Source organism: Mucilaginibacter pedocola (assembly GCF_002013915.1).
Lineage (GTDB): Bacteria > Bacteroidota > Bacteroidia > Sphingobacteriales > Sphingobacteriaceae > Mucilaginibacter > Mucilaginibacter pedocola.
This window is the reverse complement of the sequence record NZ_MBTF01000005.1, coordinates 158,758-183,705: the sequence shown is the minus strand read 5'-3', so window position 1 is coordinate 183,705 and position 24,948 is coordinate 158,758. Positions and strand designations below refer to the sequence as shown.

At 47.6% G+C, this 24,948-nt stretch carries 20 protein-coding genes; 9 read left to right on the top strand and 11 right to left on the bottom strand.

Annotation, left to right across the window (positions count from 1 at the left end):
• Window positions 1-18: 18 nt before the first annotated feature.
• The 5 genes from BC343_RS08965 to BC343_RS08940 form a co-directional block, all read right to left on the bottom strand.
• The gene (locus BC343_RS08965; RefSeq protein WP_078347450.1) at window positions 19-948 is read right to left on the bottom strand and encodes a hypothetical protein; all 930 of its coding nucleotides are present in this window, start codon (window positions 946-948) and stop codon (window positions 19-21) included.
• A 109-nt stretch (window positions 949-1,057) separates the two neighbouring features.
• The gene (locus BC343_RS08960) at window positions 1,058-2,242 is read right to left on the bottom strand and encodes a M20 metallopeptidase family protein (protein ID WP_078347434.1); all 1,185 of its coding nucleotides are present in this window, start codon (window positions 2,240-2,242) and stop codon (window positions 1,058-1,060) included.
• On the bottom strand, window positions 2,235-2,699 hold the full coding sequence (locus tag BC343_RS08955; protein WP_078347433.1) for an SPOR domain-containing protein: 465 nt from the start codon (window positions 2,697-2,699) through the stop codon (window positions 2,235-2,237). Before BC343_RS08955 ends, BC343_RS08960 begins: the two co-directional genes overlap by 8 nt.
• A gap of 116 nt (window positions 2,700-2,815) precedes the next feature.
• Window positions 2,816-6,124, bottom strand: coding sequence for a preprotein translocase subunit SecA (gene secA, locus BC343_RS08950; RefSeq protein WP_078347432.1), 3,309 nt, complete (start codon window positions 6,122-6,124; stop codon window positions 2,816-2,818).
• A 231-nt stretch (window positions 6,125-6,355) separates the two neighbouring features.
• Window positions 6,356-6,913, bottom strand: coding sequence for a hypothetical protein (locus tag BC343_RS08940; RefSeq protein WP_143822121.1), 558 nt, complete (start codon window positions 6,911-6,913; stop codon window positions 6,356-6,358).
• 87 nt (window positions 6,914-7,000) lie between these two features.
• Between BC343_RS08940 and purD the strand changes: the two genes are divergently transcribed.
• Window positions 7,001-8,275 (top strand): phosphoribosylamine--glycine ligase, encoded by a 1,275-nt coding sequence (gene purD, locus BC343_RS08935; RefSeq protein ID WP_078347429.1) that lies wholly within the window; start codon window positions 7,001-7,003, stop codon window positions 8,273-8,275.
• Window positions 8,276-8,546: 271 nt separating this feature from the next.
• On the opposite strand, the gene BC343_RS08930 is transcribed toward purD, so the two are convergent.
• The 3 genes from BC343_RS08930 to BC343_RS08920 form a co-directional block, all read right to left on the bottom strand.
• Window positions 8,547-9,674 (bottom strand): TlpA disulfide reductase family protein, encoded by a 1,128-nt coding sequence (locus BC343_RS08930; RefSeq protein WP_162276842.1) that lies wholly within the window; start codon window positions 9,672-9,674, stop codon window positions 8,547-8,549.
• 171 nt (window positions 9,675-9,845) lie between these two features.
• The gene (locus BC343_RS08925) at window positions 9,846-11,021 is read right to left on the bottom strand and encodes a TlpA disulfide reductase family protein (RefSeq protein WP_078347427.1); all 1,176 of its coding nucleotides are present in this window, start codon (window positions 11,019-11,021) and stop codon (window positions 9,846-9,848) included.
• Window positions 11,022-11,075: 54 nt separating this feature from the next.
• Window positions 11,076-12,257: a formimidoylglutamase gene (locus BC343_RS08920; protein WP_078347426.1), complete on the bottom strand. Its 1,182-nt coding sequence runs from the start codon at window positions 12,255-12,257 to the stop codon at window positions 11,076-11,078.
• A gap of 191 nt (window positions 12,258-12,448) precedes the next feature.
• Between BC343_RS08920 and BC343_RS08915 the strand changes: the two genes are divergently transcribed.
• Window positions 12,449-13,417: an NAD-dependent epimerase/dehydratase family protein gene (locus tag BC343_RS08915; RefSeq protein ID WP_078347425.1), complete on the top strand. Its 969-nt coding sequence runs from the start codon at window positions 12,449-12,451 to the stop codon at window positions 13,415-13,417.
• Between the two features lie 99 nt (window positions 13,418-13,516).
• Here BC343_RS08915 and rlmD read toward each other — a convergent pair whose 3' ends face one another.
• The 3 genes from rlmD to BC343_RS08900 form a co-directional block, all read right to left on the bottom strand.
• Window positions 13,517-14,953, bottom strand: a complete 1,437-nt coding sequence (gene rlmD, locus BC343_RS08910; RefSeq protein ID WP_078347424.1) for a 23S rRNA (uracil(1939)-C(5))-methyltransferase RlmD — start codon at window positions 14,951-14,953, stop codon at window positions 13,517-13,519.
• A gap of 96 nt (window positions 14,954-15,049) precedes the next feature.
• Window positions 15,050-16,009 (bottom strand): oxygen-dependent tRNA uridine(34) hydroxylase TrhO, encoded by a 960-nt coding sequence (gene trhO, locus BC343_RS08905; protein WP_078347423.1) that lies wholly within the window; start codon window positions 16,007-16,009, stop codon window positions 15,050-15,052.
• Between the two features lie 153 nt (window positions 16,010-16,162).
• The gene (locus BC343_RS08900) at window positions 16,163-18,649 is read right to left on the bottom strand and encodes a DUF5686 family protein (RefSeq protein WP_078347422.1); all 2,487 of its coding nucleotides are present in this window, start codon (window positions 18,647-18,649) and stop codon (window positions 16,163-16,165) included.
• A 123-nt stretch (window positions 18,650-18,772) separates the two neighbouring features.
• Between BC343_RS08900 and kbl the strand changes: the two genes are divergently transcribed.
• The 7 genes from kbl to BC343_RS08870 all read left to right on the top strand — a co-directional run bounded on the left by kbl (window position 18,773) and on the right by BC343_RS08870 (window position 24,942).
• Window positions 18,773-19,963: a glycine C-acetyltransferase gene (kbl, locus tag BC343_RS08895; RefSeq protein WP_078347421.1), complete on the top strand. Its 1,191-nt coding sequence runs from the start codon at window positions 18,773-18,775 to the stop codon at window positions 19,961-19,963.
• 28 nt (window positions 19,964-19,991) lie between these two features.
• The gene (locus tag BC343_RS31945) at window positions 19,992-20,135 is read left to right on the top strand and encodes a DUF6364 family protein (RefSeq protein ID WP_394333361.1); all 144 of its coding nucleotides are present in this window, start codon (window positions 19,992-19,994) and stop codon (window positions 20,133-20,135) included.
• Between the two features lie 3 nt (window positions 20,136-20,138).
• Window positions 20,139-21,176, top strand: coding sequence for a phenylalanine--tRNA ligase subunit alpha (gene pheS, locus BC343_RS08890; protein WP_078347420.1), 1,038 nt, complete (start codon window positions 20,139-20,141; stop codon window positions 21,174-21,176).
• The gene (locus BC343_RS08885; protein WP_078347419.1) at window positions 21,173-21,586 is read left to right on the top strand and encodes a Rieske (2Fe-2S) protein; all 414 of its coding nucleotides are present in this window, start codon (window positions 21,173-21,175) and stop codon (window positions 21,584-21,586) included. The genes pheS and BC343_RS08885 overlap by 4 nt, the downstream gene beginning before the upstream one ends.
• 3 nt (window positions 21,587-21,589) lie before the next feature.
• Window positions 21,590-22,171, top strand: a complete 582-nt coding sequence (locus BC343_RS08880) for a TetR/AcrR family transcriptional regulator (protein WP_078347418.1) — start codon at window positions 21,590-21,592, stop codon at window positions 22,169-22,171.
• 556 nt (window positions 22,172-22,727) lie between these two features.
• Window positions 22,728-24,044, top strand: coding sequence for a cell envelope integrity protein CreD (creD, locus tag BC343_RS08875; protein WP_078347417.1), 1,317 nt, complete (start codon window positions 22,728-22,730; stop codon window positions 24,042-24,044).
• A gap of 88 nt (window positions 24,045-24,132) precedes the next feature.
• Window positions 24,133-24,942, top strand: a complete 810-nt coding sequence (locus BC343_RS08870) for a ferritin-like domain-containing protein (RefSeq protein WP_202909754.1) — start codon at window positions 24,133-24,135, stop codon at window positions 24,940-24,942.
• Window positions 24,943-24,948: the final 6 nt, after the last annotated feature.

The window sequence follows — 24,948 nt, the reverse complement described above, 5'->3', positions numbered from 1 at the left end:
AAATCCTCAAAATCCTGTTTATTCTTTCTTATAATCTTTGTGGAGAATAAGGAAACTCGCGCGTTCTTCTTTGTGGAAGGGGATGTCCCAGTTGCCCTGGTAGGTAATTTTGGTGGGTAGGAGTTCGCCGTCGAAGCGGTTTAGTTCGATGTTCATTTGCACGTCGAAATCGAAGAACATATTGCCGTACTTCATATCAATGTAGCGGCCCAGTATCTGGAAGGTGCGCTCATCAAAAATGGTGGTCATCTCCTGTATCATCACATCATCAACCGTGCTGCTGGGTTTGCGGATAACTTTAAAGCGGTATACAGGGATTGTATCAAGGTACTTACCCCGCGCAAATTCATACCGGTAAAACTGCCTTAGCTCAGGGCCGAATATTTCTGTTTTGCTGCTGATGAACGGAATGCCGCTCACCTTGCGCCCGGGTGTAAAAATGAGCGTTTTCAGTTTGGCCTTGTAGCCTTCGTTTTTGGTTTTAGCTTCGCATGTTGCGGGCGGACCGGCTACAAAATCGGAGTTGTAGGCGTTCATAAAAATGTAATCGAACATCTCGACGGTGTACAATTGGTACTTACCGTTCTTCTTGAACACATTGCCGCTATCGGCTTTGGCCAGGTATTGCAGCTTATGCGCACCAGCTACATTGCTATGCTGTATTTTGCGGTATATACGGCCGTCTACCTTATTCTTTTTATCGTAGGTAAAAATGCGGTTTTCGGCCGTGAACTGGTAGCTTTTCATGTTGCGGAAGGCCAGGTAAAAACTGGTATCCTGCATTACGGCATCAATAAAATCCTGCGCGCGCAATTTATGCGATACAATGTTTACCGGCGAATCAATAACAATGGTACGCAGTGTATCGGGGTTGAAGCGGTTTATTTGCTGCGCTTTTGAGGCGAAAGCGGAAAGAAGAAAGCAGAAAGCTATTAGAAGTTTTTTCATGAGGAAGTCCATAGTCGATAGTCCATAGACCATAGTTAGAAAGCTAACGTTACAGCCGGCAAAAGGTTCGTCCATGGACCATCGACTATGGCCCATGGACTGAAAAAAATTAATTCCCCAACTGCTTCACAGCCAAATAGGCCATTAAGCCGGTGCTTATTTTAAACGCATCTTCTTCTACATCGAAGGTTGGCGTGTGTACCGATGAAGTGATACCGCGGGCCTCGTTACGCGTGCCTAAGCGGTAAAAGCAGCTATCGGCCGCCTGCGAAAAGTAGGCGAAATCTTCTGCTGCCATCCAAATATCCAGGTCTAATACATTCTCTTTGCCCAGGTAATCTTCGGCGTGGCCGCGGGTGGCGTTGGTTAATACTTCTTCGTTTATCAGGAAAGGGTAGCCGCGCATAATGTTAAACTCGCAGCTGCCGCCCATGCTTTCGGCAATACCTTCGGCCATTTTCTTTATTTTGATGTGGGCCTCGTTACGCCATTTTTCGTCCATGGTACGGAAGGTCCCCTCCAGGTAAACTTCGTTGGGTATAACATTGGTAGCGCCATTGGCAATTACCTTACCGAAGGATAGTACAGTCGGGCTCTTAGGGTCGGCAAAGCGGCTTACTACCTGTTGCAGGGCGGTTAATATATGGGCGGTGATGATAACCGGGTCAACATTCTGTTGCGGCTGTGCACCATGCCCGCCTTTACCTTTTACAGTAACATACAACTCATCTGTAGATGCCATGTATTTACCTGCGCGGAAACCCACCTTGCCGGCATCTATCAGCGGCATTACGTGCTGGCCCAACACGGCTTGTGGCTTGGGGTTTTCTAACACACCTTCTTGTATCATCAGGTTAGCGCCGCCGGGCAGCTTTTCTTCTGCGGGCTGGAATATCAGTTTCACCGTGCCGCCGAACTCACTTTTCAGCTCGGTTAATATTTTGGCGGTACCTAATAATGATGAGGTGTGAGCATCGTGCCCGCAAGCATGCATTACGCCGGTATTTTGCGATTTGTAGGGAACATCGTTGGCCTCCAGAATGGGCAGGGCATCCATATCGGCACGTAAGGCTACTACCCTGTCCGATGGTTTATCGCCTACTATAAGCGCTACCAGGCCATTATCTGCCATACGAGTGTAGCTCAGCCCCAGTTCATCCAGTTTACCTGCCACGTAGGCCGAAGTTTGCACCTCGTGAAAAGACAGCTCAGGGTTAGCATGCAAATGGCGGCGGTTAGCCACTACATCGTTAAAAATATCTGCCGAAAGCTGTTGTATCTTTTCCTTAATCATTATTGATAACTGTTTTAGGGGGATTTATCTTTTCTGAAACAATGAACATGGCCGAGAAGGTATTCTTCAATTCGGCTTTCATTTTCTCCGCCTCCAAACGGGTGCGGAAATCGCCTGCTTTTACTTTAAAGTTGGGTTCGCGGTAGCCGATGTAAGTACGCAATTCGGGGTACTCGCGGTTGAACTTTGCCTGCGCCGCAAAGGCCGCGCTGCGGTTAGAGCCGCTGTATATCTGCACCCGGTAACCGTATGACGAAGAGTAGCCACCCGAAGCACCGCCGCCTTTGTTGAGCATAGCACGCTTGGCCAGCAGGGTATCAAACAAAGGGTCGCGCACTACCTGTACCTTACCGCGGGTTTGTGCCGATGCTGCTGCAGATAAAAACAACAGGATAAAAAAAGAGCAAAATTTGATGAGGGTGATTTTGGTTACGCTATCAAATGTTGCTCTTTTCATAGTTTATTAACTTTATAAGTTTTGTCATGTTGAACGAGAGTGAAACATCTGATCGCCGATATGCATACGGGCTATCAGATGTTTCGCTCTCGCTCAGGATGACAATAGAGTTGGGCTTAATTCATTCCCTGGCCGTGGCAGTTTTTGAACTTTTTGCCGCTACCGCAAGGGCATGGGTCGTTACGGCCTATACGTTGCTCAACCTTTACAGGAGTTGGCTTTTGTACCTCGCGGGTATCTTCCATCGGCATGCCGTTAGCTTCACCAGCCAGTTCAGGTTTCGAAGTACGGATGTTCTTCAAATCCATTTTAGGCTCCGGTTTTGCTTCGCGAACCTGCTCCGGCTCCTGCTGCACGGCAATACCACCGCGGAACAAGAAGCTAACCAAATCCTTGTTAACGGTTGCCAACATCTGGCGGAACAATTCAAAAGCCTCGAACTTGTAAACCAACAGCGGGTCTTTTTGTTCGTAAACGGCGTTTTGTACCGATTGTTTCAACTCGTCCATTTCGCGCAGGTGCTCTTTCCAGGCATCGTCTATCAGGTACAGGGTAACGTTCTTCTCGAACGATTTGAATACCTCGGCACCATGATTATCTACCGCTTTCTTCAAGGGTACGGCTATCTGCAAACCGCGCACACCATCAGTAAACGGAACAACGATGTTCTCTACATACTGGCCGCGGGTTTCGTAAACGTCTTTCAGCACAGGGTATGCCTGCTGGGCCACCGCTTCCGATTTGCGTTTGTAAAATTCTATAACTTCACCAAAGGTGCTATCAACCAGTTTATTTATTGATGTACCGGCGAACTGGTCTTGGGTCAATTCTACATCTATCGAGAACAAACGCAGCACTTCCAGTTTAAAGCCTTCGTAATTGTTGGCCTCTTTGTATTCGGTAACCACATCTTCAATTACATCAAAAATGGTGTTGTTCAAATCTACTTCCAGGCGCTCGCCAAACAAAGCGTTCTTACGTTTTGCGTAAATAACGGTACGCTGCGAGTTCATCACATCATCGTACTCCAGCAAGCGTTTACGTATACCAAAGTTGTTTTCTTCAACCTTTTTCTGCGCACGCTCTATCGAGCTCGATATCATTGAATGCTGTATCACTTCGCCTTCTTCGATACCCATACGCACCATCAGGTTAGATATACGCTCCGAACCGAATAAACGCATCAGGTTATCTTCCAATGATACGAAGAACTGCGACGAACCCGGGTCGCCCTGCCTACCGGCGCGGCCACGCAACTGGCGGTCAACACGGCGGCTTTCGTGGCGTTCGGTACCTACAATGGCCAAACCACCAGCTTCTTTAACACCGGCACCCAATTTTATATCCGTACCACGGCCGGCCATGTTGGTAGCAATGGTAACGGTGCCTGCCTGCCCTGCTTCGGCCACAATATCAGCCTCTTTCTGGTGCATTTTGGCGTTCAGTACGTTGTGTTTAATGCCGCGCAGTTTTAGCATGCGGCTCAATAATTCCGATATCTCTACCGATGTAGTACCCACCAACACCGGGCGGCCTGCCTGGGTTAGTTTCTGTATTTCTTCGGCAACGGCATTGTATTTCTCGCGCACGGTACGGTACACCAGATCCTGGCGGTCGTCGCGGGTTATTTTGCTGTTAGTTGGTATCTCTACCACATCCAGTTTGTATATCTGCCAAAACTCGCCTGCTTCGGTAACGGCGGTACCGGTCATGCCGCAAAGCTTGTGGTACATCCTGAAGTAGTTTTGCAGCGTAATGGTAGCAAAGGTTTGGGTAGCATCTTCTACCTTCACGTTCTCTTTTGCTTCAATGGCCTGGTGTAAGCCATCGCTGTAGCGGCGGCCATCCAGCACACGGCCGGTTTGCTCATCTACAATTTTTACTTTGCCTTCATCCAGGATGTATTCGGTATCCTTCTCAAACAAAGTATAAGCTTTAAGCAATTGGTTTACCGAGTGTATACGCTCCGATTTGATTGAGAAATCGCGCATCAGTTCATCTTTCCTCGCAATTTTTTCTTCGGCAGGTAAACCCGATTTTTCTATGTTGGCTATCTCGGTACCTACATCAGGCATCACAAAGAAACCGGCATCTTCGCCCGAAGCGGTTATCAGTTCGATACCCTTCTCTGACAATTCTACCGAGTTGTTTTTCTCGTCGATAATGAAGAATAGTTCTGAGTCTACCTTAGGCATATCCTTGCCCTGATCCTGCATGTAGTGGTTCTCTGTTTTTAACAACACAGATTTATTGGCACCCTCGCTCAGGAATTTTATCAGCGCTTTGCTTTTTGGCAATGCACGGTGTGCACGCAGTAAAGCCAAACCGCCTTCATCAACACCGGTTTTACCTTCATTGATGGCTTTCTTAGCATCATTCAATACGCTGTTCACGTATGCTTTTTGCGCATTCACCAAACGCTCAATGCGCGGTTTCAGTTCGTAAAACTCGTGCTCGTCGCCGCGCGGGATAGGTCCTGATATAATTAACGGCGTACGGGCATCGTCAATTAATACCGAGTCAACCTCATCCACCATGGCAAAGTGTAGCTTGCGTTGCACCAGTTCTTCCGGGCTACGTGTCATGTTGTCACGCAGGTAGTCGAAACCAAACTCGTTATTTGTGCCAAAAGTAATATCGGCCAGGTAAGCCTTACGGCGGTCTTCCGAGTTTGGCTCGTGTTTATCAATACAATCAACCGACAGGCCGTGGAACTCGTACAACGGGCCCATCCACTCGCTATCGCGGCGGGCCAGGTAATCGTTCACGGTTACAATGTGTACACCCTGGCCGGCCAGCGCGTTTAGGTATGCAGGCAGCGTGGCTACCAGCGTTTTACCTTCACCCGTTGCCATCTCAGATATTTTACCCTGGTGCAATACGGTACCGCCTATCAGCTGCACATCGTAGTGTACCATGTTCCAGGTAACCTCGTTGCCGGCAGCTATCCAGGTGCTGCTGTGTATAGCTTTATCGCCTTTTATAACAACGTTAGGTTTACGCGCCGCCAGTTCACGGTCGAAATCAGTTGCGGTTACTTCAAGGCTTGGGTTTGCAGCAAGGCGTTTAGCTGTTTCTTTTACAACAGCAAATGCCTGCGGCAATATGTTCATTAGTATTTCTTCCAGTTCTTTATTGCGGTCTTTCTCCAGCTTATCCAGTTGGGTGTACAGCGTAACCTTTTCGTTAACGTCCATATCCAACTCGTTTTCGGTTCGGTCTTTTATAGCTTGTATCTCGCTATCGATACCCGAAAGCCCTGCGGCAATGGTTTCTTTAAATTCGATACTTTTAGCCCTAAGCTCGTCGTTGCTCAGCTCGCCCAACTTGGCAAATTCGGCCTTAATTTTTTCAACTATAGGCTGTATGCTTTTTACATCCCGTTCTGATTTGCTTCCGAAAAGCTTACTAAAAAAGTCTAACATATTCTTTTATTATGGTACTACGGCGAACTCAACAATTGCGCCATAGTAATTATAAAGTCAAATTGACAGGCAAAGGTAAGGTTTTAAGCCTTAAAATGATGTGCAGATGTGCAGATTTCAGGTATGCAGATGTAAACCGATGTGCAAATATGCAGATTTCAGATGTGCAGATGAATTTGAGTGGCTATTTTGGCACGCAGAGGCGCGAAGACGCAAAGTAAGCCCGGCTAATTATTTAGGCTTATCGGCATCGTCTTCGTCATCGCCCTCCTTGCTATCCTCATCATCGAACCAATCATCCCCATCGTCGAAACTCTCGAAGAACTTATCTTCGTCGAACATCAGTTCTTCCAGTTTTTCCTGCTCGGGGGTGCTGGTATCGAAACGGATGGCCCAATCGTCGGGGATATCGTTGCTTTTATCGAAGCCGCGTATCCAGGCCACAAACTCTATCCTGAACTCTTCCACCTTATCGCGCATTAGCTGCACATAGTCATCCTCGTTCATGCCGAACATTTCGGTACTGATCACGGCCGTCATCATATCCTGTATGCCCAACCTGATGCGCACCGCATTATACATCCGCAGTGAGTAAAGCCCGCCGCCCTCGGCATTGGCAATTTTGCCCAATATCATGGTGGCATTGCTCATGATCTCGTTACTGAACCACTCGGCCTCGCGCTTGTCGGTATCTTCCATTACCTCTACCATGGCCTTTGCCAATTCGTAAACCTCCTCGGCCTTCTTATACACCGGCAGGTTCATCAGCCTGTTCATTCGTTTCGACATGGGGTAAATATAGCTATCAACGGGTTATTAAAAAAAAGTCTCCCCCTTCAGGGGGAGATTTAGAGGGGGCTGAGTATCTTTGGCCTCATGAACATTCTCATCCTTGGTTCGGGTGGAAGGGAAAGCGCCTTCGCCTGGAAAATTGCCCAAAGCCCTAAATGCGAAAACCTTTTTATTGCCCCCGGTAATGCCGGCACCGGGCAGTATGGCACCAACGTGAACCTTAAAGTTACCGATTTTGCCGGCATTAAGGCCTTTGTACTATCCAACGCTATAGATATGGTATTGGTTGGCCCCGAGGAACCGCTGGTAAAAGGTATACACGATTTCTTTTTGAAGGATGAGCAACTGAAAGGCATCCCGGTTATAGGCCCGCAGGAACAGGCCGCGCAACTGGAAGGCAGTAAAGATTTCAGCAAGGATTTTATGCAGCGCAATAATGTGCCTACTGCTGCTTCAAAAACATTTACTAAAGATACCCTGCAGGAAGGCTTCGAATACTTGGAAACCGCTGGCTTGCCTATTGTATTAAAAGCCGATGGTTTGGCCGCAGGTAAAGGTGTTTTGATATGCACTACTTTAGAAGAAGCCAAACAGGAACTTGCCGAAATGCTTACCGAAGCCAAGTTTGGCGACGCCAGCAGCAAGGTGGTTATAGAGCAGTTTTTAACAGGCATTGAGCTTTCGGTTTTTGTGATGACCGATGGCAACAGCTATAAAATACTCCCCGAAGCAAAAGACTACAAACGCATTGGCGAGGGCGATACAGGCCTAAATACAGGCGGTATGGGTTCGGTTTCGCCTGTACCATTTGCCGATGCTGCATTTATGGAGAAGGTGGAGCAAAAGGTTATCATCCCAACTATTGAGGGCTTAAAGAATGAAGGCATCCCCTACAAAGGCTTTATCTTCATCGGCCTGATGAATACCAACGGCGAGCCATGGGTTATTGAATACAACTGCCGCATGGGCGACCCGGAGACCGAGAGCGTTATGCCGCGCATCGAATCGGACTTTGTAGACCTGCTGCAAGGCGTTGCCGAAGGAAACCTGCACGAAAAAGAACTGGTTATATCTAACAAAGTAGCCACCACCGTAGTTTGCGTAGCAGGCGGTTACCCCGGCGAATACCTAAAAAATAAAGTAATAAGCGGTATAGAGAATGTACGCGGTTCGCATGTGTTCCATGCGGGTACCTCTACAAGTGGCGAAGATGTAATCACCACGGGCGGCCGTGTATTAGCAATTACTACCCTGCAGGATAATATGTTCAACGCCCTGCAACAAGCCACTGCCGATGCCGCCCGTATTTACTACGATGGCGTGTATTTCAGGAGGGATATTGGTTTCGACCTGCTGTAGTCCGAAAGTCGGATGTCCGTAAGTCCGAAAGACGGAGGTTGCTGTTGAACCAAGATGTAGTCCGAAAGTCTGATGTCCGTAAGTCCGGAAGACGGAAGTTGCTGTTGAACCAAGATGTAGTCCGAAAGTCGGATGTCCGAAAGTCGGATGTCCGAAAGTCCGAAAGACGGAGGTTGCTGTTGAATCAAGATCATAAAAAGAAAGTCCGAAAGAATTGAGCTATTGCTTCTTCTTTCGGACTTTCCGTCTTTTCCGACTTTCGGACTAAAGACTATATCTTCCCAAACAACTCCGCCAGTTTATCATCCAGATCGTCGCCGCGTAGGTTTTTGGCGATTATTTTGCCTTGCGGGTCTATCAAAAAGTTTTGAGGGATGCCTTTTACTGCGTACATGGCGGCGGTTTTATCGTCCCAAAATTTCAGGTCGGATACCTGGGTCCAGGTTAGGCCGTCTTTTTTAATGGCATCTATCCAGTTTTTGCGGGCGGTAGATCTATCCAACGATACGCCTATAATGGTAAAGTTTTTTTGTTTATACAGGTTGTAGGCCTTTACCACATTCGGGTTTTCGGCACGGCAAGGGCCACACCACGACGCCCAAAAATCTATCAGCACATACTTACCACGGAATGATGACAGGCTAACCATTTTGCCGGCAGTATCAGGCTCGGCAAACTCCGGCGCGGTAGCACCCAAAGCAACGGCTTTAATAGCAGGCATCAGCTCGCCAAATTTCTTTCCCGCTGCCGATTCTTTTATAGCCGGCGTAAGGGCTTCAAACATTGGGGCGATATCGGCATAATCGGCGCTATAAGCAAATGATTGCAGCGCATTCAGGCTCACGTACGAATCGGGGTGATCTAACACAAACTGTTTGTTAGCAGCGTTCCATTGTGCCATCAGTTTCTTTTGTTCTGCCTTGCTTTCTTTTATAAAAGCTTCAGATTTGGCTGCTTCGCCGGCGGCTTTTTCTTTGGCATCCAGCGCATCGTAACCATCATCTATCGGTTTCAATGCTGCACGGTATTGATTGTTCTCGGCATTGGTTTTAGTACCATCTACTTTAGCATGCTCCAGCAGATCAGCAGTAGTAACGGTAATTACGCCCGGCTCTAAATAAACCGAATGCGAATCTTCTGCCGCACCCATGCCCGATGCTTTAGGGTTAAACCACAACCTTGCATTAACAGGGGTAGCGCCCAAATCGCCTTTAAATTCGAACTTACCATTGTTCAGCGTAACCGAATCGCTAATGGTTTTGCCATCCTTACGGTATTGCAGGTAAACTTTAGCAGGCTTATTAAAAGTGCCCACATTGCCTTGTACGGTATATTTGGTATCCTGCGCAAACAGCACAGCGGGTATAAATGCAAATGCACTTAGTGCGAGTTTCTTCATTACAGATGTGTTAGGTGTTAAAACACTAATAACGGCAAAATGAGGCAGATGAAAAATAGCCTCAGGAAATATCACCGATTTGTGACAAAAGGAGTTGGTGGGTAGAGAGTGGTTGATTAAGTGAGTGGTTGCAGAAACCATTCTCTACTCACCTAATCAACCATTCACCATTTATATCTTCCCCAACAGCTGCTCCAGCTTGGCATCCAGGTCATCACCGCGTAAGCCTTTGGCGATGATTTTGCCTTGCGGGTCTATCAGGAAGTTTTGAGGGATAGACTGCACACCATAAAGGGCGGCAGCCATATTGTTCCAGTATTTCAGGTCGGATACCTGGGTCCACTCCAGTTTATCGTTTTTGATGGCGGCCAACCAGGCTTCTTTACCGCTTTCTTTATCTAACGATACACCCAATACAGTAAAGTTCTTGTCTTTATACTTGTGGTAGGTGCGCACCACGTTTGGATTCTCCTGGCGGCAGGGGCCACACCACGACGCCCAAAAATCGATCAGCACGTATTTACCTTTGAACGATGACAGCCTAACGGGCTTGCCGTTTACATCGTTCTGTATAAAATCGGGCGCCATAGAGCCAATAGCCGTTATGCGCAACTTATCCAGCGAATACTTAAACTCTTTGCCCATATCCGAGTTCTTCAGCTCATCCGACAGGGAATTGTACAATGGGTCAACTTCAGATACATCCGGCGACGGCCCGCTAACACTGGTGAGCGCCAGTAAGCTTAAAAAGCTGTTGGGGTTAGCGGTAATGTAGCTTTTTAACACATTACGCTGCTCATCCTGCAGGGCTTTATACTTTGCTTGCATGGCATTTTGAAAGGCTGCCGACTGCTGTTGCGCTGGTGTTGCAGCTTGTGCCTCTTTACCCAAAACCACGGCCTTTGCCATAATGGGGCTTAGCATGCCTTTTAATTTGGCATCATCATCGTTCACTTTAGAGCCGGTTATTTTACCGTGGATAAGCGAATCAGGCGCGGTAATGCCGATATTCCCCTGCTCTATAAACATGCCTAAAAAGTCGGTACCCTTTACCGGGCCACTATTCTCTTTAAAGTTTTGCGCTACAAATTTCTGGAAGCCTATGCCTTTCGAATCGATGAACAGCGTTGCATTTACCGGCGTAGTAATGGTGCCGGTGAAAGTAAATTCGCCGTTAACGATCTTTGCCGAATCGGTAATGGTATTAGAGCCTAAACGGTAGGCCAAAAATGCCTGTGCAGGCGTATTGTATTTACCCACCTTTGCTTTTATGGTAAAAGGCGCGGCGGTTTGTGCAAATGCCAGCGCCGGTAAACTTGCCAGCAGGCATAAAAATGTTCTCTTCATTTAATTAAACCAGTAATAATTTTCTATAACGGCAAAAGCCTTTGCTAATTGCGTTTAGGTAAGTTTTTGGAAGGTCCGCCACCACAGGTCGGGCATTTCGCCGCTGCGGGCCATCTTATAATCGTCGTACCGGCAGGGCACCAAATGGAAGCGCTCGTTTTTAGAGCCGCCGGTTGGGTAGGGAACCTGCATCCACCAGCGGTCGCTTTTTTTGCTCTTTACAAATACCAGTTCGTGCTCCTCGTGCTTCAGGCTGGTTTTGTAGATCAAATATTGCGATTTGGGGTTGAGCGGCAGGTCCTTCTTACGGTTATAAAAACCATCGATAAAATACCAAACCATTTGCGATAGCAACATGGCCGTTTGCCCGTTGTTATCATAAGCAGGGTTAAATTCGTAAAAACCTATCGAGGTAAGCTTATCGCTAAAGCCTGCATAACGGCAAAGCTGGCAGGCCTCTTGCCCGTAAAAGCCGTTTGGTTTGGCATTGGCATTGGCCACCGCATCTGATGAACGGATAGCGCCCATATCAAAGCTCAGCATATCCGCATTGCGTATCACCGGTTCGGTTACGGCCATATTGCCCGTAAGCTCGCCCAGGCGATGCACATCAAAATATAACTTATCCATCACGCGCAGGCTTTCCTGACTGGCAAAATAGGTTTGGTAACCCAGGTTGCTGAAGTTGAACAGGTAATTAGGCTCGTGTAGGAAGAGTTTGTTAAGGTAGGCTATCGAGTTTGTTTCGATGGTAGCGCCAAGTCCATCATCATCCAGGTCGAAATGCGAATCTACCACTACTACATCTACTCTTTGCTCCAGCCCTTCGTAACCCATATATTGGGCGTAAGTAAGATCCTGCCCACCGCCGATGATAACAGGGACGATGTCTTTTTTGATCAGCTCTTCTACCACCGTTTTTAGCGCGATGTAGGTATCGGTAACTTTCTCGCCACGGGCTATATTACCCAGGTCTACTATTTTAGTGTTGTAGGCACCTTCGTTCAGTTGGTATAATTTCTCGCGCACATAGTCGGGGCCGAGGGCGCAGCCGGGGTTTCCAATGGCGTTGCGATCCTCCAGTACACCCACAATGGCAATATCCACTTTCTGCTCCAAATCGGGGAAGGCTACCGAATGGTGCTCTATCCTGTCGCCCAGTTGGCTGGTGTAATAACCATTCTTGGGCGTTATTTTTTTGAGGTCGATAGGTGTAAAAAAATCGGATAGAGACATATGTTTTTAATGTGCAGATATGCGGATGTGCAAATGTGCAGATTTTTTTGGACGTGCCGATGTGTGGATGTTTTAATTGCGTGTACCTATCACTAACAATGTTGCGCTTTCATCTGCACATCTGCACATCTGAAATCTGCACACCTGCACATCTTTCGCACATCTGCACATTAATTTACATATTTGCACATATGATCTTAGTTACTGGTGCAACAGGTTTTTTAGGGGCCGAACTGGCGAAGGAGCTTATCCTGCGCGGCAATACTATCCGTTGTACCAAACGGGCAAGTTCTACCATTCCCGAAATACTGATACCCTACCCCGGCAAAATAGAATGGGTAGAGGCCGACCTGATGGATGCCTTTGCTCTGGAAGCTGCATTGGAAGATGTTACGCAAGTTTACAATTGCGCGGCCTGGGTATCGCTCAAAGCTGCCGACAAAGAGCCCATGATACGCACCAACGTTACCGGCACAGGGTACCTGGTTGATCTTTGTACCGAACGCGGCATCCGCATGGTGCACACCAGTTCGGTAGCAGCCGTGGGCGAAGCAAAACCCGGCGAACTCATCACCGAGAACCACCATCTGGACCCAACGCTGGAAGAAGATGGTTACGCCATATCCAAACTGGAAAGCGAGATGGAAGTATGGCGCGGCATTGCCGAGGGGTTAGATGCCGTCATAGTAAACCCTACCATCATCATCGGCCCAAGCGCCGGCATCGAGGGCAGTGGGCAGATATTCGAGACTGTGCGCAAAGGCTTAAAATTTTATACCCGCGGCACTATTGGCTTTGTTGATGTGCAGGATGTGGCCAAATGCATGATAGCCCTGATGGAAAGCGATATCACCGCCGAACGTTACATTATTAACGGCGAGAACCGCCCCTATCAGCAAATATTTACCGAGATAGCCAATTGCCTTGGCGTACCGGCGCCGGCAACATTAGCCAAACCCTGGATGATGGAACTGGCCTGGCGCGGCGCAGCTTTCTGGGGAAGGCTTACCCGGCAGGCACCTGCTATTGATAAAACCAGCGCCCGTGCCGCATCTGTAACCCGCGAGTTTGATAACAGCAAAATAAAGAAGGCCATCGGGTTCGAGTTTAAGCCGGTGAGTGAGACGGTGAAGGAAGTTTGCGAGGTGTTAACTAAGTAAATACAGGCATTACGCTTGCGTTGTGGCTAACCCCTCCCTGCCTTTGCGCACATCCGGCCTCACCCCTCCCCGAGGAGGGAGTTTTGAAAACTCCCTTTATTAATTGTCGTTTCTCAATTTCAACAGCACCACATTCTCCACGTGCTGGGTATGCGGGAACATATCAACCGGTTGAATTTTTACGGTGTCGTATTTCTCTTTTAGCACCAGCAGGTCGCGGGCCTGGGTGGCGGCGTTGCAGCTTACGTAAACTATTTTTGGTGCTTCAATTTCCATCAGTCGGGCCACAACATCGGCATGCATACCGGCCCGAGGCGGGTCGGTGATGATCACATCGGGTTTACCGTGCTCGGCCACAAAATCGGCTACCAGCACATCTTTCATATCACCGGCGTAGAATTTTGTATTGGTGATATCGTTTATCTGCGAGTTTACCTTGGCATCCTCAATAGCAGTTGGTACATACTCCACCCCTACTACCTCGCGCACGTGGCCGGCCACAAAGTTGGCAATAGTACCCGCGCCGGTGTAAAGATCGTAAACCAGCTCGTCGCCTTTAAACTCGGCAAAATCGCGGGTTATCTCGTAAAGTTTTAATGCCTGTATAGAGTTGGTTTGATAGAACGATTTGGGGCCGACCCTAAAGCGCACCACTTTGCCGCCAGCAGCGGGCATTTCCTCGTGGATGTATTCGGGGCCCTTCCAGCTTTTTACCTCCTGGTCGAAAATGGTGTCGTTCATTTTAGTGTTCAGGATGTACAGCAGCGAAGTTATCTGCGGGAAGTTAGCATCCACAAAAGTCATCAGCGTGCTTACCTGCTCCTCGGATGCATGGGCAAAAACTACGATCACCATTATTTCGCCGGTTGATGCCGTGCGGATAATGAGGTTACGCAACGCGCCGGTATGCTGGCGAACGTCGTAATAATCAATGCCCTGCTCTTTGGCGAAGGCGTTAATGCTGTTGCGCAGATCGTTAGATGGTTCGGCCTGCAGGTAGCAATGGTTTATATTCAATATCTTATCGAACCTGCCGGGGATATGGAAACCCAGGGCGTTCATATCCAGCGTTTCGTCCTCGCGGTTCTCGCCATCGAACAACCAGCGTTTGCTAGAAAAGGTGTATTCCAGTTTGTTGCGGTAGTAGCGGTCGGCAGGCGATGGTACTATGGCGTCCATGTGGCCAACTTCTATCTTGGCAATGCGTGTTAGGGCATCGTGCACGGCTTTTTGTTTAAATTTCAGCTGTGCCTCGTAGGTCATGTGCTGCCATTTGCAGCCGCCACAAATACCGAAATGTTCGCAGAAGGCATCGGTGCGGTATTCAGATGGCTTTGCAAGTTTTATGATCTTGCCTTCGCCAAAGTTCTTTTTGCTGCGGTAAACCTCAATATCTGCCACATCGCCGGGTACGGCCTTTTCTATAAACAAAACAAAATCATCTGCCTTGCCTACGCCTTTACCCTCTTCGGCTATATCAATAACCTCAACGTTCTCAAATACTTTATTTACCCTTGGTTTGCCCGATCTGCCCATAAGGGTGCAAAGGTAAGGGAAATTATTATTTTTTAAATGTGCTTACCGCCATTAGAAAATGCTTACAAGTTTCAAGCATAATACAGCCCCTGGAAGTTAATCTGCCAATTGCAAATTACCCTTTTTAGCAGTATTTACCGGCTGAGGAACTTTTACATAATAGCCCGTACCATCGTATTGGCGTTTGCGCGGGTGCTCTTTACAGGCATCGCTGCAGCAGCCTTCCATGGCGGTGCCGCATTCGTCGCACTGGGTGAAATGCTCGTTGCACTCGGGGTTGGCGCAGTTGATCATTTTTGGCGTAACCTTGCCGCAGTTGAAACAGGTAGATATCACCACCGGGTTCACGCTGTTCACTTCAACCGAAAGGCGGTTATCGAAAACGTAGCATTTGCCGTCAAAATCTTCACCGCCGGCTTCTTTGCCATATTTAATAATGCCGCCGTGTAGTTGGTAAACATCTTTAAAACCTTCGTGCAGCAGCAGGGCCGATGCTTTTTCGCATTTGATGCCGCCCGTGCAGTAGGTGAGTATCTTTTTATCTTTATACTGGGCCAGCTCGTTTATCATGGCCGGGAAATCGCGGAAGTTCTCGATATCCAGGGTTACGGCGTTTTTAAATTTGCCCAGGTTGTGTTCGTAGTTAGAACGTACATCCAGCACCACAACATCTTTCTGGTCTTTCATGGCCAAAAACTCGGCAGGCTCCAGGTGTTTGCCGGTTTGCTGTTGCGGGTTTATCACGTTAGGGTCGCGCAGGCCCGAGTGTACGATCTCTGATTTATATCGACAGTGCATTTTAACGAACGAAGGCTCGTCTACCTCATCTATTTTAAACTCCAGGCTGCCGAAACGGCCATCGGCACGCACAGCATCCATATAGGTTTGGCAAGCCTCGACCGTGCCCGAAACAGTACCGTTCAAACCTTCTTCGGCAACTATAATGCGGCCGGTTAACCCTAAGCTTTTACAAAATTTTAAATGATCGGCAGCAAATTGCTCCGCATTGGCTATTGTTGAATAACAATAGTACAGTAGTGTGTTATACTTTGCCATAAATACATTGATACCGCTGCAAACGGTGTTAAATGAGGTGCAAAGATAAGTGTTTTTAGTGAATGGTGAAATGGTTGATTAAGTGAGTGGTTTGCATGGTTTAGTGGTTATGGCAACCACTCACCACTCTCTCAATCAACCATTCACTCAACGTTACCTTATACCATAAAATATCCTGAATCCCTGCAGGTACTTTTTGTTCCCGGCGTAGGATATACCATAATCTACACGGAATATCAGGCGCTGTACGCCTACATAGAACTCACGGTAGTTGGGGTTGCCTTTGGTGGTTAAAAAGTTGGCACCTATTACTTCTTCCAGTTTCAGGCGGCGCAGATAGGGCACCTTGTTGAGCAGCGAACCGGCGAAGTTATGCTGGTAGTGCGCCTCCAGGAAGCCGCCATTGGTGCTATAGGTGTAAAACGGCAGGAAGTGGAAGCTACCGATGTAGGTAGGGTCGAACGTGGTACCCTGGTTACCCAAATAGTGGTAGTAATCCATAAAGTACACGCGTTTGTTATTGAAGTAACCGCCTGTGGTTAGCTTGAACGACGAGAAGCCCGATAGGCCGATACGCATGTTGTATTGAGAAATATCGGCCGAGGCAAAATCGTAATTAACATCCGACCCTAATACCCCCTGGAAGCCTTTGCGGTAGGTAACCGTAAGCGTTGGGTATTTTGATGGCAGGTTGAATTTGCCGGTAGGGCGGGTGATATATTGCTGATCGAACGTAAAGGTAGCCGCCGTTGTGAAGGATAGTGCCTGGTGCTCGGGGAACAATGGCGTGCGGTCGTCAGGTGGCGTACCTGCCGGTACCAATGGGTTGTTGGAAGTAAATTCCCGGTCCTTTACATCAACCAAATGCCCCAGGTTGGTATTGTATAACTGGCTGCGGCTTGAGTAGTTCAGGCTGGCACTCCATAATACACCGTTGGCCACCTCGCGCTGGTAACCGCCGCCAAAATAGTGCGAACGGTAGTATTTTACGTAGTTGTTCTCGCTCAAGATGGTACTCAGCGTGTTGAAGTATAGCGAACGCGTACCCACGTTGTTCAAATCGAGCACATCGCTACCGAAGCTTACCCAATACTTAGCGTTATGGAAAGGGTCGTTCTTATATTCGGCGAGCATATTAGCGCTGAATATTTTGTTGGAGAAACCATAGCGCAAGGCGGGCGTAATAGCCAGCGAATGGAAGTCGTCTATAGTGCGGGTATACCTCACCTTGGCGTTTATGCCGAAACCCTCCACCGTATTGTAGTAGAACGTTTGCAGGAAAGGGAAAATGTAAAGCGAGTCGCGTTCGGTGCGGTCGCTGGCGCTGTAGCCGAATATCAGGTACCCGGGATAGTTAATGTGATTTTTAGTGTGCTGCAACGTATCAAGGTAGGCCTCGGTTTTATGGTAAGCTGCTACGCTATCCTTTTTCTGAAAATCGCGTGTTTCCTGTTTGGTAAGCGGTACGGGGCGGTTGGCATACCAATAGCCGGCGTTCTTCATGTTCGCAGCGGTATCAACCCGCAGTATTTCGCCGGTGAAAAAGCCTTCCGGGAAAGTTGGGTTAATTTTATAGTTGTTGTAAATGCCCTCGTAATACCCGCCGAATTTAAAACCCAGCACCGAGCCTTTAAAGTTGAAAAGCGTTGAAACCGGCATCCAAACACTATCGGTTATCGGGATGAATTGCTGGCGCACCTGCAGGGTATCCACCAGGTTAAGTGAGTTGGCCTTACCTTCCAAAAGCAGGTCGGCACTATAAATGCGCCAATCGCCCTCTACAATGTAAATGCTGCCGTTAAAGCACTGGCTCAGTTCGCTACGCGGAATAACCTGAATTTTATCTATAGTAAGTCCGTTTTGTACTGTGCTGCCGATGAGTTTGTAGCGGTAGAACCTGAAGGCGTCTGATGCCACCGGCGAAACATAACCGCGTGTGCTTAGCCCCGGTATGCTGAAAATGTTTCGGTAGAAATTTGCCTGCAAGTCCGATGCCTTGTTGTAGCCAAAGGCGGTATTGATACCCGCATTGCGCGATGCAATGGTAACCTCGTGCACTTTATCCGGTTCTTCGTAATTGAAGGTAGAAAGTGATTCTGATTGGTAGAGGATGCCCCGGCCCAGAGAATCGAGGTCGAGCGCGCGGGTAACGGCTGCACTGCGTAAAGATTTTGGAGTACTCAACAATTTCTGTACGCCCTTAATATATACCGCGCAGGAATAGCCTTTTACTTCGTTGAGGTGTTTAAGGCGGTTTTTGATAACCATGCGCATAATGGTATCGCCGGGGTCGGTATTGTTGCGCCACCTCTCCGATACCTGTGTAAATCGGAACTCCTCGCTCTGCATTTGTACGTTGTGCAGCTCATCCTGCTCACCTATGGTAATTTGGTCGGTTTGTACCGCATAGCCCGCAAGGCGGTAAACTACCGTATAAGTGCCGGGGGCTAACTTTAGGGTATAAACGCCTTCCTCATTAGCGGTTGTGCCATAAGTTGAGTTGCGCACATAAACTGACGCGAAAGATACCGCTTCGTTTTTAGGCCCCGTTATTTTTCCCGATAGGGTATATTGTTTTTGCTGCGCCGATACGCTGAGGGCGGCAAGTATAAAAACGCAGAGGAGTAGATATCTTTTCATAGGTTTTTACTTTAATATCTTTTAGCGCAAAATGTTTGTTTACAATGGTAATATATTAAAAATGTTGCAGGTAGGCATTCCTTTCGGCATTATGTTTAATTTTGCGGCCTAAACAGCTATTTTATGTATACAACATTGCAGCCGGTTTTACAACAGGAACTTGCCGGGATAGAAGAAGCAGGGCTTTACAAACGCGAACGTATCATCACCTCGCCGCAGGGCGCAGATATTACCGTACAAGGCGGTAAAGAAGTTATAAATTTTTGTGCCAACAACTATTTGGGGCTATCGGGCAACCAACGTGTAATAGATGCGGCCAAAGCAGCTATGGATACGCACGGATACGGTTTATCGTCGGTACGCTTTATTTGCGGTACGCAGGATATACATAAACAACTGGAACAAAAGATCGCCGAATTTTTAGGCACCGAAGACACCATTCTTTATGCAGCAGCATTTGATGCCAACGGCGGCGTGTTCGAGCCTTTGTTCAATGATCAGGATGCTATTATCTCGGATGAGTTGAACCATGCCTCTATCATCGATGGCGTACGCCTGTGCAAAGCTCAGCGCTACCGCTACAAGCACGATGACATGGCAGATTTGGAAGAGAAACTGAAAGCAACGCAGGAGCTTCGCCACCGTATTATTGTTACTGATGGCGCATTCTCGATGGATGGCACCATTGCCCAACTGGATAAAATTTGCGCACTGGCCGAGCAATACAATGCTTTGGTAATGATAGACGAGAGCCATTGCAGCGGCTTTATGGGCAAAACCGGCCGCGGCACGCACGAACACCATAACGTAATGGGCAAAATAGATATCATCACCGGTACGCTGGGTAAAGCCCTTGGCGGTGCGTCGGGTGGTTTTACATCGGGCCGTAAAGAGATCATTGATATGCTGCGCCAGCGTTCGCGCCCGTACTTGTTCAGCAACACGTTGGCTCCGGCTATTACCGGTGCCTCGATAGCTGTACTGGATATGCTGAGCGAAACTACCAACCTGCGCGATAAACTGGAAACCAACACTCAATACTTCCGCGAGCAAATGACCGCCGCCGGCTTTGATATTAAGCCGGGCGTGCACCCCATAGTACCGGTAATGCTTTACGATGCTAAGCTGGCGCAGGAGTTTGCTGCCAAAATGCTGGACGAAGGTATTTATGTTATTGGTTTTTACTACCCGGTGGTGCCTCAAGGCAAAGCCCGCATAAGGGTGCAGATATCTGCCGCTCATGATAGGGAGCATCTCGACAAAGCTATTGCTGCCTTTACCAAGGTAGGTAAGGAGCTTAGGGTGATTAAATAAATTCGTAAATTGCAGGTTTAAAGCAAATATGAAAAAGCGAGTTGTCTTAGATCTACCGGAGGAGACCATCAAGTATTTGAAAGCCTTGGCAAAGGCCAATAAAACTACGGTTTCGCGATTAGTTGAAGACAAGTTCAGGAGCTATCTTATTAGCTTAGATAATAGAATATAAGTAATGCAAAACATAATAGACCAATATACCAGCGAGATAAAAGCTTTCACCGCTGCTAAGGCGGAGGAACTGGAATCTTTCCGCATTAAATTTTTAGGCACCAAGGGTATCATTAAGGACCTTTTCGAACAGTTCAAAACTGTTAGCAGCGATGAGAAACGCACCTTTGGTAAAGTGCTTAACCAGTTTAAACAACTGGCCGAAGCACGTTACGAAGAAGTGAAAGAAGGTTTGGGTTCAGCGACTGCTGATACTAAATCGGATATCGACCTTACTTTGCCCGGCGATGGTTTGGAAGTTGGTTCGCGCCACCCGCTATCGTTGGTACGTAACGAGATCATCGATATATTCAAACGCCTTGGTTTTGTGGTTGCCGAAGGCCCGGAGATAGAAGACGACTGGCATAATTTCTCTGCCCTTAACTTCCCCGAGGAGCACCCCGCCCGCGATATGCAGGATACCTTCTTTATCCGCAAAGGTGATAAAGAACAGGGCGATATCGCTTTGCGTACGCATACTTCATCGGTACAGGTGCGCATGATGGAGAATGGTAAACCGCCGTTTCGCGCCATTATGCCCGGCCGTGTTTACCGTAACGAAGCTATCTCTGCACGTGCACATTGCTTCTTCCACCAGGTAGAAGGTTTATATGTTGACGAGAACGTGAGCTTCTCCGACCTGAAACAAACCCTTTACCACTTTGTGCAGGAGCTTTACGGCGAAGGCACCAAAGTAAGGTTCCGTCCGTCGTACTTCCCGTTCACCGAACCATCGGCAGAAATGGATATCTCGTGTACCATTTGCAAGGGCAGTGGTTGTAATATGTGCAAATACAGCGGCTGGGTAGAAATATTGGGCTGCGGCATGGTTGACCCTAACGTTTTGGAGAACTGCGGCATCGACAGCAAGAAATACACCGGCTTTGCCTTTGGTATGGGTATGGAAAGAATTGCCAACTTAAAATATGTAATACGCGATCTGCGTTTATTCTCTGAGAACGACGTTCGTTTCCTGAAACAATTCCAAACCGAAATTATATGAGGCAGGCACTTATCATCTTTTTTGCTGCTATGTTGTTTACCGCCTGTGGCAAAGTTGAAGGTGTAGTGCCAAGCGTGCCTGTTAATTTCCGGGCCTCAAGAACCGACCCGCGTTTCACTGCATTGAACAGCGTTGGCGGGTCGGTTGTAATATCAGGCTATGGAGTGGCCGGCTTGTTATTGTACAAACAGGCCGACGGCACGATATCCTGCTACGACCGTTGCAGCAGCTACCAGCCCGAAAAACTCTGCGCCATAACGCCGGACGAAACGGGTTTTACAGCTACCGACCCCTGCAGCGGAGCAAAATTTTCATTGTCGGACGGGAGCCCCGTTAAGGCGCCCGCCACCAAATATCTCCGCTCGTACCTTGTAAATACCACGCAATTTGAGATATTTGTATCTAACTGATGCATGGAAGCCGATAAAATTAAAGAAAGTATTAAGCGGGCAGCGCAGGATCTGTTCCGCAAATTCGGTTACCATAAAACAAGTGTAAACGAAATAGCCAAGCGCGCAAAAATTGCCAAGGCCACTATTTATAAGTACTTCGAGAGCAAAGAGGCCATTTTGCATGTGCTGCTTATGGATTATATTAAAGCCAGTGTAGATGACCTGGTGAATACCAATATCCCCGAGATGGATGAGGAGGCACAACTGAATAACCTCATCATGAAAACCTGCCGCCTCTCGTACACCGTTTGCAACGAATTTATCGGTTGGGATTTTATCCGCGAGAGCACCAACTCGCAGGATTTCCTGAAAAACTTATCGAACGAACTGGAAGACCTGCTGGTAATGAGCTTTACCCAACTGGCCGGTATCCGCAAGCACGAAACCTACCAGCAACGCATCCGCTTTTTGATCAAGTGCAGCAAAAGCATCGTATTCAGCTTTGCCTTTACCTCGGTAAGCGATAGCGACGTGCGAAAAAACTTCGTATCCTTCCAAAAAGAGATATTGCCTTATTTGGTAAAGGCGGCGATATTGGTGTAGTATCCTGCAGCGGAAGTGCAATAGTAACTGTTTCGCCTTCCGGCAACCAAACCCATGAATTCGTGGTATCGATAGCATTTACATTCAAAAAGGAATCTATCTGTTTTACAAGTTCTTCTTCTGTATATGCTTCCCCAAGACGAGGCAACTCCAGTATTGATACATCCCCGGCTTTTAAGAGCCTAATCTTATCCTGAATAAATTCAACAGAACCAGGCGAATAGCCAGACACTGTACCTTCTGCAAGATCAAGATTTTCGTCGAACATGAAATAATCGCAAAGGTGTATGGAGAAGAATACCGCCTCTCTTTTATCAAAATAATACAACTCGGTAAAATAGGTAGGGGATTGCGAGAAAGCGTTTCTAAGCCAGTTTACTATTTGCCCCCTGAGTGCCATACCAACTAAAGTATTAAAAATATTAGGAAGTATGATTTTGATTTATTTACTTTGTTATTCAAAGTACTTTATATCATTAGAAGAATAGCCGCTTTGCCATGAGCGGTATATTTTTAAATGTATACTTTGAACTGCAAAGAACTTTCAAATTAAATCATGATAGAATACTACGAACCTCCGAAAAACAAATGGTACCAGGGTTCCATTTTTGTGAAACTATTAGTGATGACGCTGATAACGCTTGCCCTGCTCATTCCATCTACATGGATACAGGGGCTGGTAGATGAGCGGCAGGATATCCAAACCAAAATGCTGAGCGGGGTAGCTGATAGCTGGTCGGGCAGCCAGTTGGTGCAAGGGCCTGTGCTGATCATCCCCTATAATAAAAACCCGGGGGCGATCGCCAATGCTACGGGATACATTTATTTGTTGCCCGATAACCTGTATATAAACGCCAAACTAAAAACACAACCCTTTACGCAGGGCGTGTTCGATGTAACGGTTTATGGTTCGGCAATTGAAGTGCAGGGCAATTTTGCGCAGCCCGACCTAGCCAAGCTGGGTATAGATGCGGGGCAGGTGATGTACGATAAGGCAAGGTTGTTATTCGGAATATCGGACATTAAAGGGCTGCTGAATAACCCTTCGGTGAAGATACAGGGGCAAACCTATACGCCCGAATCTGCGCCGGCAGATAACAACCCTTTCGAGCAGGCCTTACAGGTGGGTTTTACCGCCGCAACCAACGGAAACATCGCTTTTAGTTATAACCTCGACCTGAAGGGGAGCAATGATATCAACTTTCTGCACCTGGGTAAAACTACCGATGTGCAGTTCAAGAGCGATTGGCCAACGCCGCAATACACCGGGCATTACCTGCCCGACATGCGCGACAGTACCGCCACCGGTTCGGGCGCCAAATGGCACCGATTGTATTACAACAGGCCCTTCCCGCAGCAATGGCTTAATGATAACTCGGTGCTGAATAACCCCAAATCAATTGCCGAAGCCACCTTTGGCGTAAAGCTGCAGCCCCCGGTAGATGAGTACCGTAAAGTCACCCGCACCAACCGGTATGCTACGCTAATCATTGTGCTAACTTTCGTATCGCTGTTTTTAACCGAACTGATACGCAAGCAGCCGGTACACCTGTTCAATTATACGCTGATAGGGGCGGCGATGATTGTATATTACATATTGCTGCTGTCGCTGGCCGAAAAAATAGGTTATAACTATGCTTACCTCATTTCATCGGTAGCTACTATAGGGCTCATTGCTACGTTCACGGCATCGCTGCTGCACAATAAGGCGGCCGCTGCACTGTTCGCCTTTATCCTCAGCATTTTCTACGGCTTTATTTTCATCATTATACAGTTAGAAAGCTATGCGCTGCTGGTTGGTGCAATTGCACTGTTCATTATTGTGGCCTCGCTAATGTATTTCTCGAGGAAGATAAACTGGGATGCCCAATAAAAATTTACCTAAACCCTATCACCTAAACCTTGCGCCCGCCGCTGCAATTGCATGCGGGCGCTAATTAACCTTAACAAACTATTTTACCATGCATACAAGTAATTATTGGATAAGGCATTTCAGGGAAAATGCCCGCCATCAGCGGATTGATTGGCACCTGTACCCCAAGCTCAGCAAAGAAGAAATGGACATTATCTTGCCATCGCTGCAAGCCTGGCAACTCGGCGAAACTTCTGAAGGAAAGCACCTGATAGCTGCATCGGCCAAATACGCCGCCAAAATTGGCGACCCGGATTATGTGGAGGCCGTAAAGCTGTTTATAAAAGAAGAGCAAAAGCACGGCAACAACCTGGGCAGGTATATTGATGGCATTGGCAAAACCCGTATACAAAAAGATTGGGGCGATACGCTTTTCCGTAAAGTGCGCTACTACAACACCAATATGGAAATATGGACCCTGGCCGTAATTGTAGTGGAAAGTACCGCCCAGATATTTTACCAGGCATTAAAAGATGCTACCGGTTGCCGCCTACTGAAACAAATTTGCACTGATATTTTAATAGACGAAGCGCCGCACATCACTTTCCAAACCGAGCGGTTGGCCATTATATACGAGGGCAAAGCGGCATGGTCGAAAGCATGGCGGAACTTTGCGTACAAGGCCTTCTTCTTTTCAACGGCCTGCGTAGTTTGGGCGGGGCACCGCAGGCTGTTCATAGCAGGTGGCAATACCTTTAACTCGTTCACCCGTAAAATGATATTTAAATACCGAAAAACCATCAAACAAATAACCGAAAGGCCCGCAGAAGCGGTATCGTGGGTAGATGAAAAACAAAATACCATTTTGGTTTTTGGTATAATTTTACTATGCTTGCATAATAAAATACAAGTGCCATGAGTGTAG

Bases quoted from the DNA above. Each gene is read 5' to 3' on its own strand.
- BC343_RS08900 (WP_078347422.1), bottom strand. From the start codon at position 18,649: ATGAAAAGATATCTACTCCTCTGCGTTTTTATACTTGCCGCCCTCAGC.
- purD (WP_078347429.1), top strand. From the start codon at position 7,001: ATGAACATTCTCATCCTTGGTTCGGGTGGAAGGGAAAGCGCCTTCGCC.
- creD (WP_078347417.1), top strand. From the start codon at position 22,728: ATGATAGAATACTACGAACCTCCGAAAAACAAATGGTACCAGGGTTCC.
- BC343_RS08940 (WP_143822121.1), bottom strand. From the start codon at position 6,913: ATGTCGAAACGAATGAACAGGCTGATGAACCTGCCGGTGTATAAGAAG.
- BC343_RS08885 (WP_078347419.1), top strand. From the start codon at position 21,173: ATGAGGCAGGCACTTATCATCTTTTTTGCTGCTATGTTGTTTACCGCC.
- BC343_RS08960 (WP_078347434.1), bottom strand. From the start codon at position 2,242: ATGATTAAGGAAAAGATACAACAGCTTTCGGCAGATATTTTTAACGAT.
- BC343_RS08925 (WP_078347427.1), bottom strand. From the start codon at position 11,021: ATGAAGAGAACATTTTTATGCCTGCTGGCAAGTTTACCGGCGCTGGCA.
- BC343_RS08930 (WP_162276842.1), bottom strand. From the start codon at position 9,674: ATGAAGAAACTCGCACTAAGTGCATTTGCATTTATACCCGCTGTGCTG.
- BC343_RS08915 (WP_078347425.1), top strand. From the start codon at position 12,449: ATGATCTTAGTTACTGGTGCAACAGGTTTTTTAGGGGCCGAACTGGCG.
- secA (WP_078347432.1), bottom strand. From the start codon at position 6,124: ATGTTAGACTTTTTTAGTAAGCTTTTCGGAAGCAAATCAGAACGGGAT.
- BC343_RS08870 (WP_202909754.1), top strand. From the start codon at position 24,133: ATGCATACAAGTAATTATTGGATAAGGCATTTCAGGGAAAATGCCCGC.
- trhO (WP_078347423.1), bottom strand. From the start codon at position 16,009: ATGGCAAAGTATAACACACTACTGTACTATTGTTATTCAACAATAGCC.
- kbl (WP_078347421.1), top strand. From the start codon at position 18,773: ATGTATACAACATTGCAGCCGGTTTTACAACAGGAACTTGCCGGGATA.
- BC343_RS08965 (WP_078347450.1), bottom strand. From the start codon at position 948: ATGAAAAAACTTCTAATAGCTTTCTGCTTTCTTCTTTCCGCTTTCGCC.
- BC343_RS31945 (WP_394333361.1), top strand. From the start codon at position 19,992: ATGAAAAAGCGAGTTGTCTTAGATCTACCGGAGGAGACCATCAAGTAT.
- rlmD (WP_078347424.1), bottom strand. From the start codon at position 14,953: ATGGGCAGATCGGGCAAACCAAGGGTAAATAAAGTATTTGAGAACGTT.
- BC343_RS08880 (WP_078347418.1), top strand. From the start codon at position 21,590: ATGGAAGCCGATAAAATTAAAGAAAGTATTAAGCGGGCAGCGCAGGAT.
- BC343_RS08920 (WP_078347426.1), bottom strand. From the start codon at position 12,257: ATGTCTCTATCCGATTTTTTTACACCTATCGACCTCAAAAAAATAACG.
- pheS (WP_078347420.1), top strand. From the start codon at position 20,139: ATGCAAAACATAATAGACCAATATACCAGCGAGATAAAAGCTTTCACC.
- BC343_RS08955 (WP_078347433.1), bottom strand. From the start codon at position 2,699: ATGAAAAGAGCAACATTTGATAGCGTAACCAAAATCACCCTCATCAAA.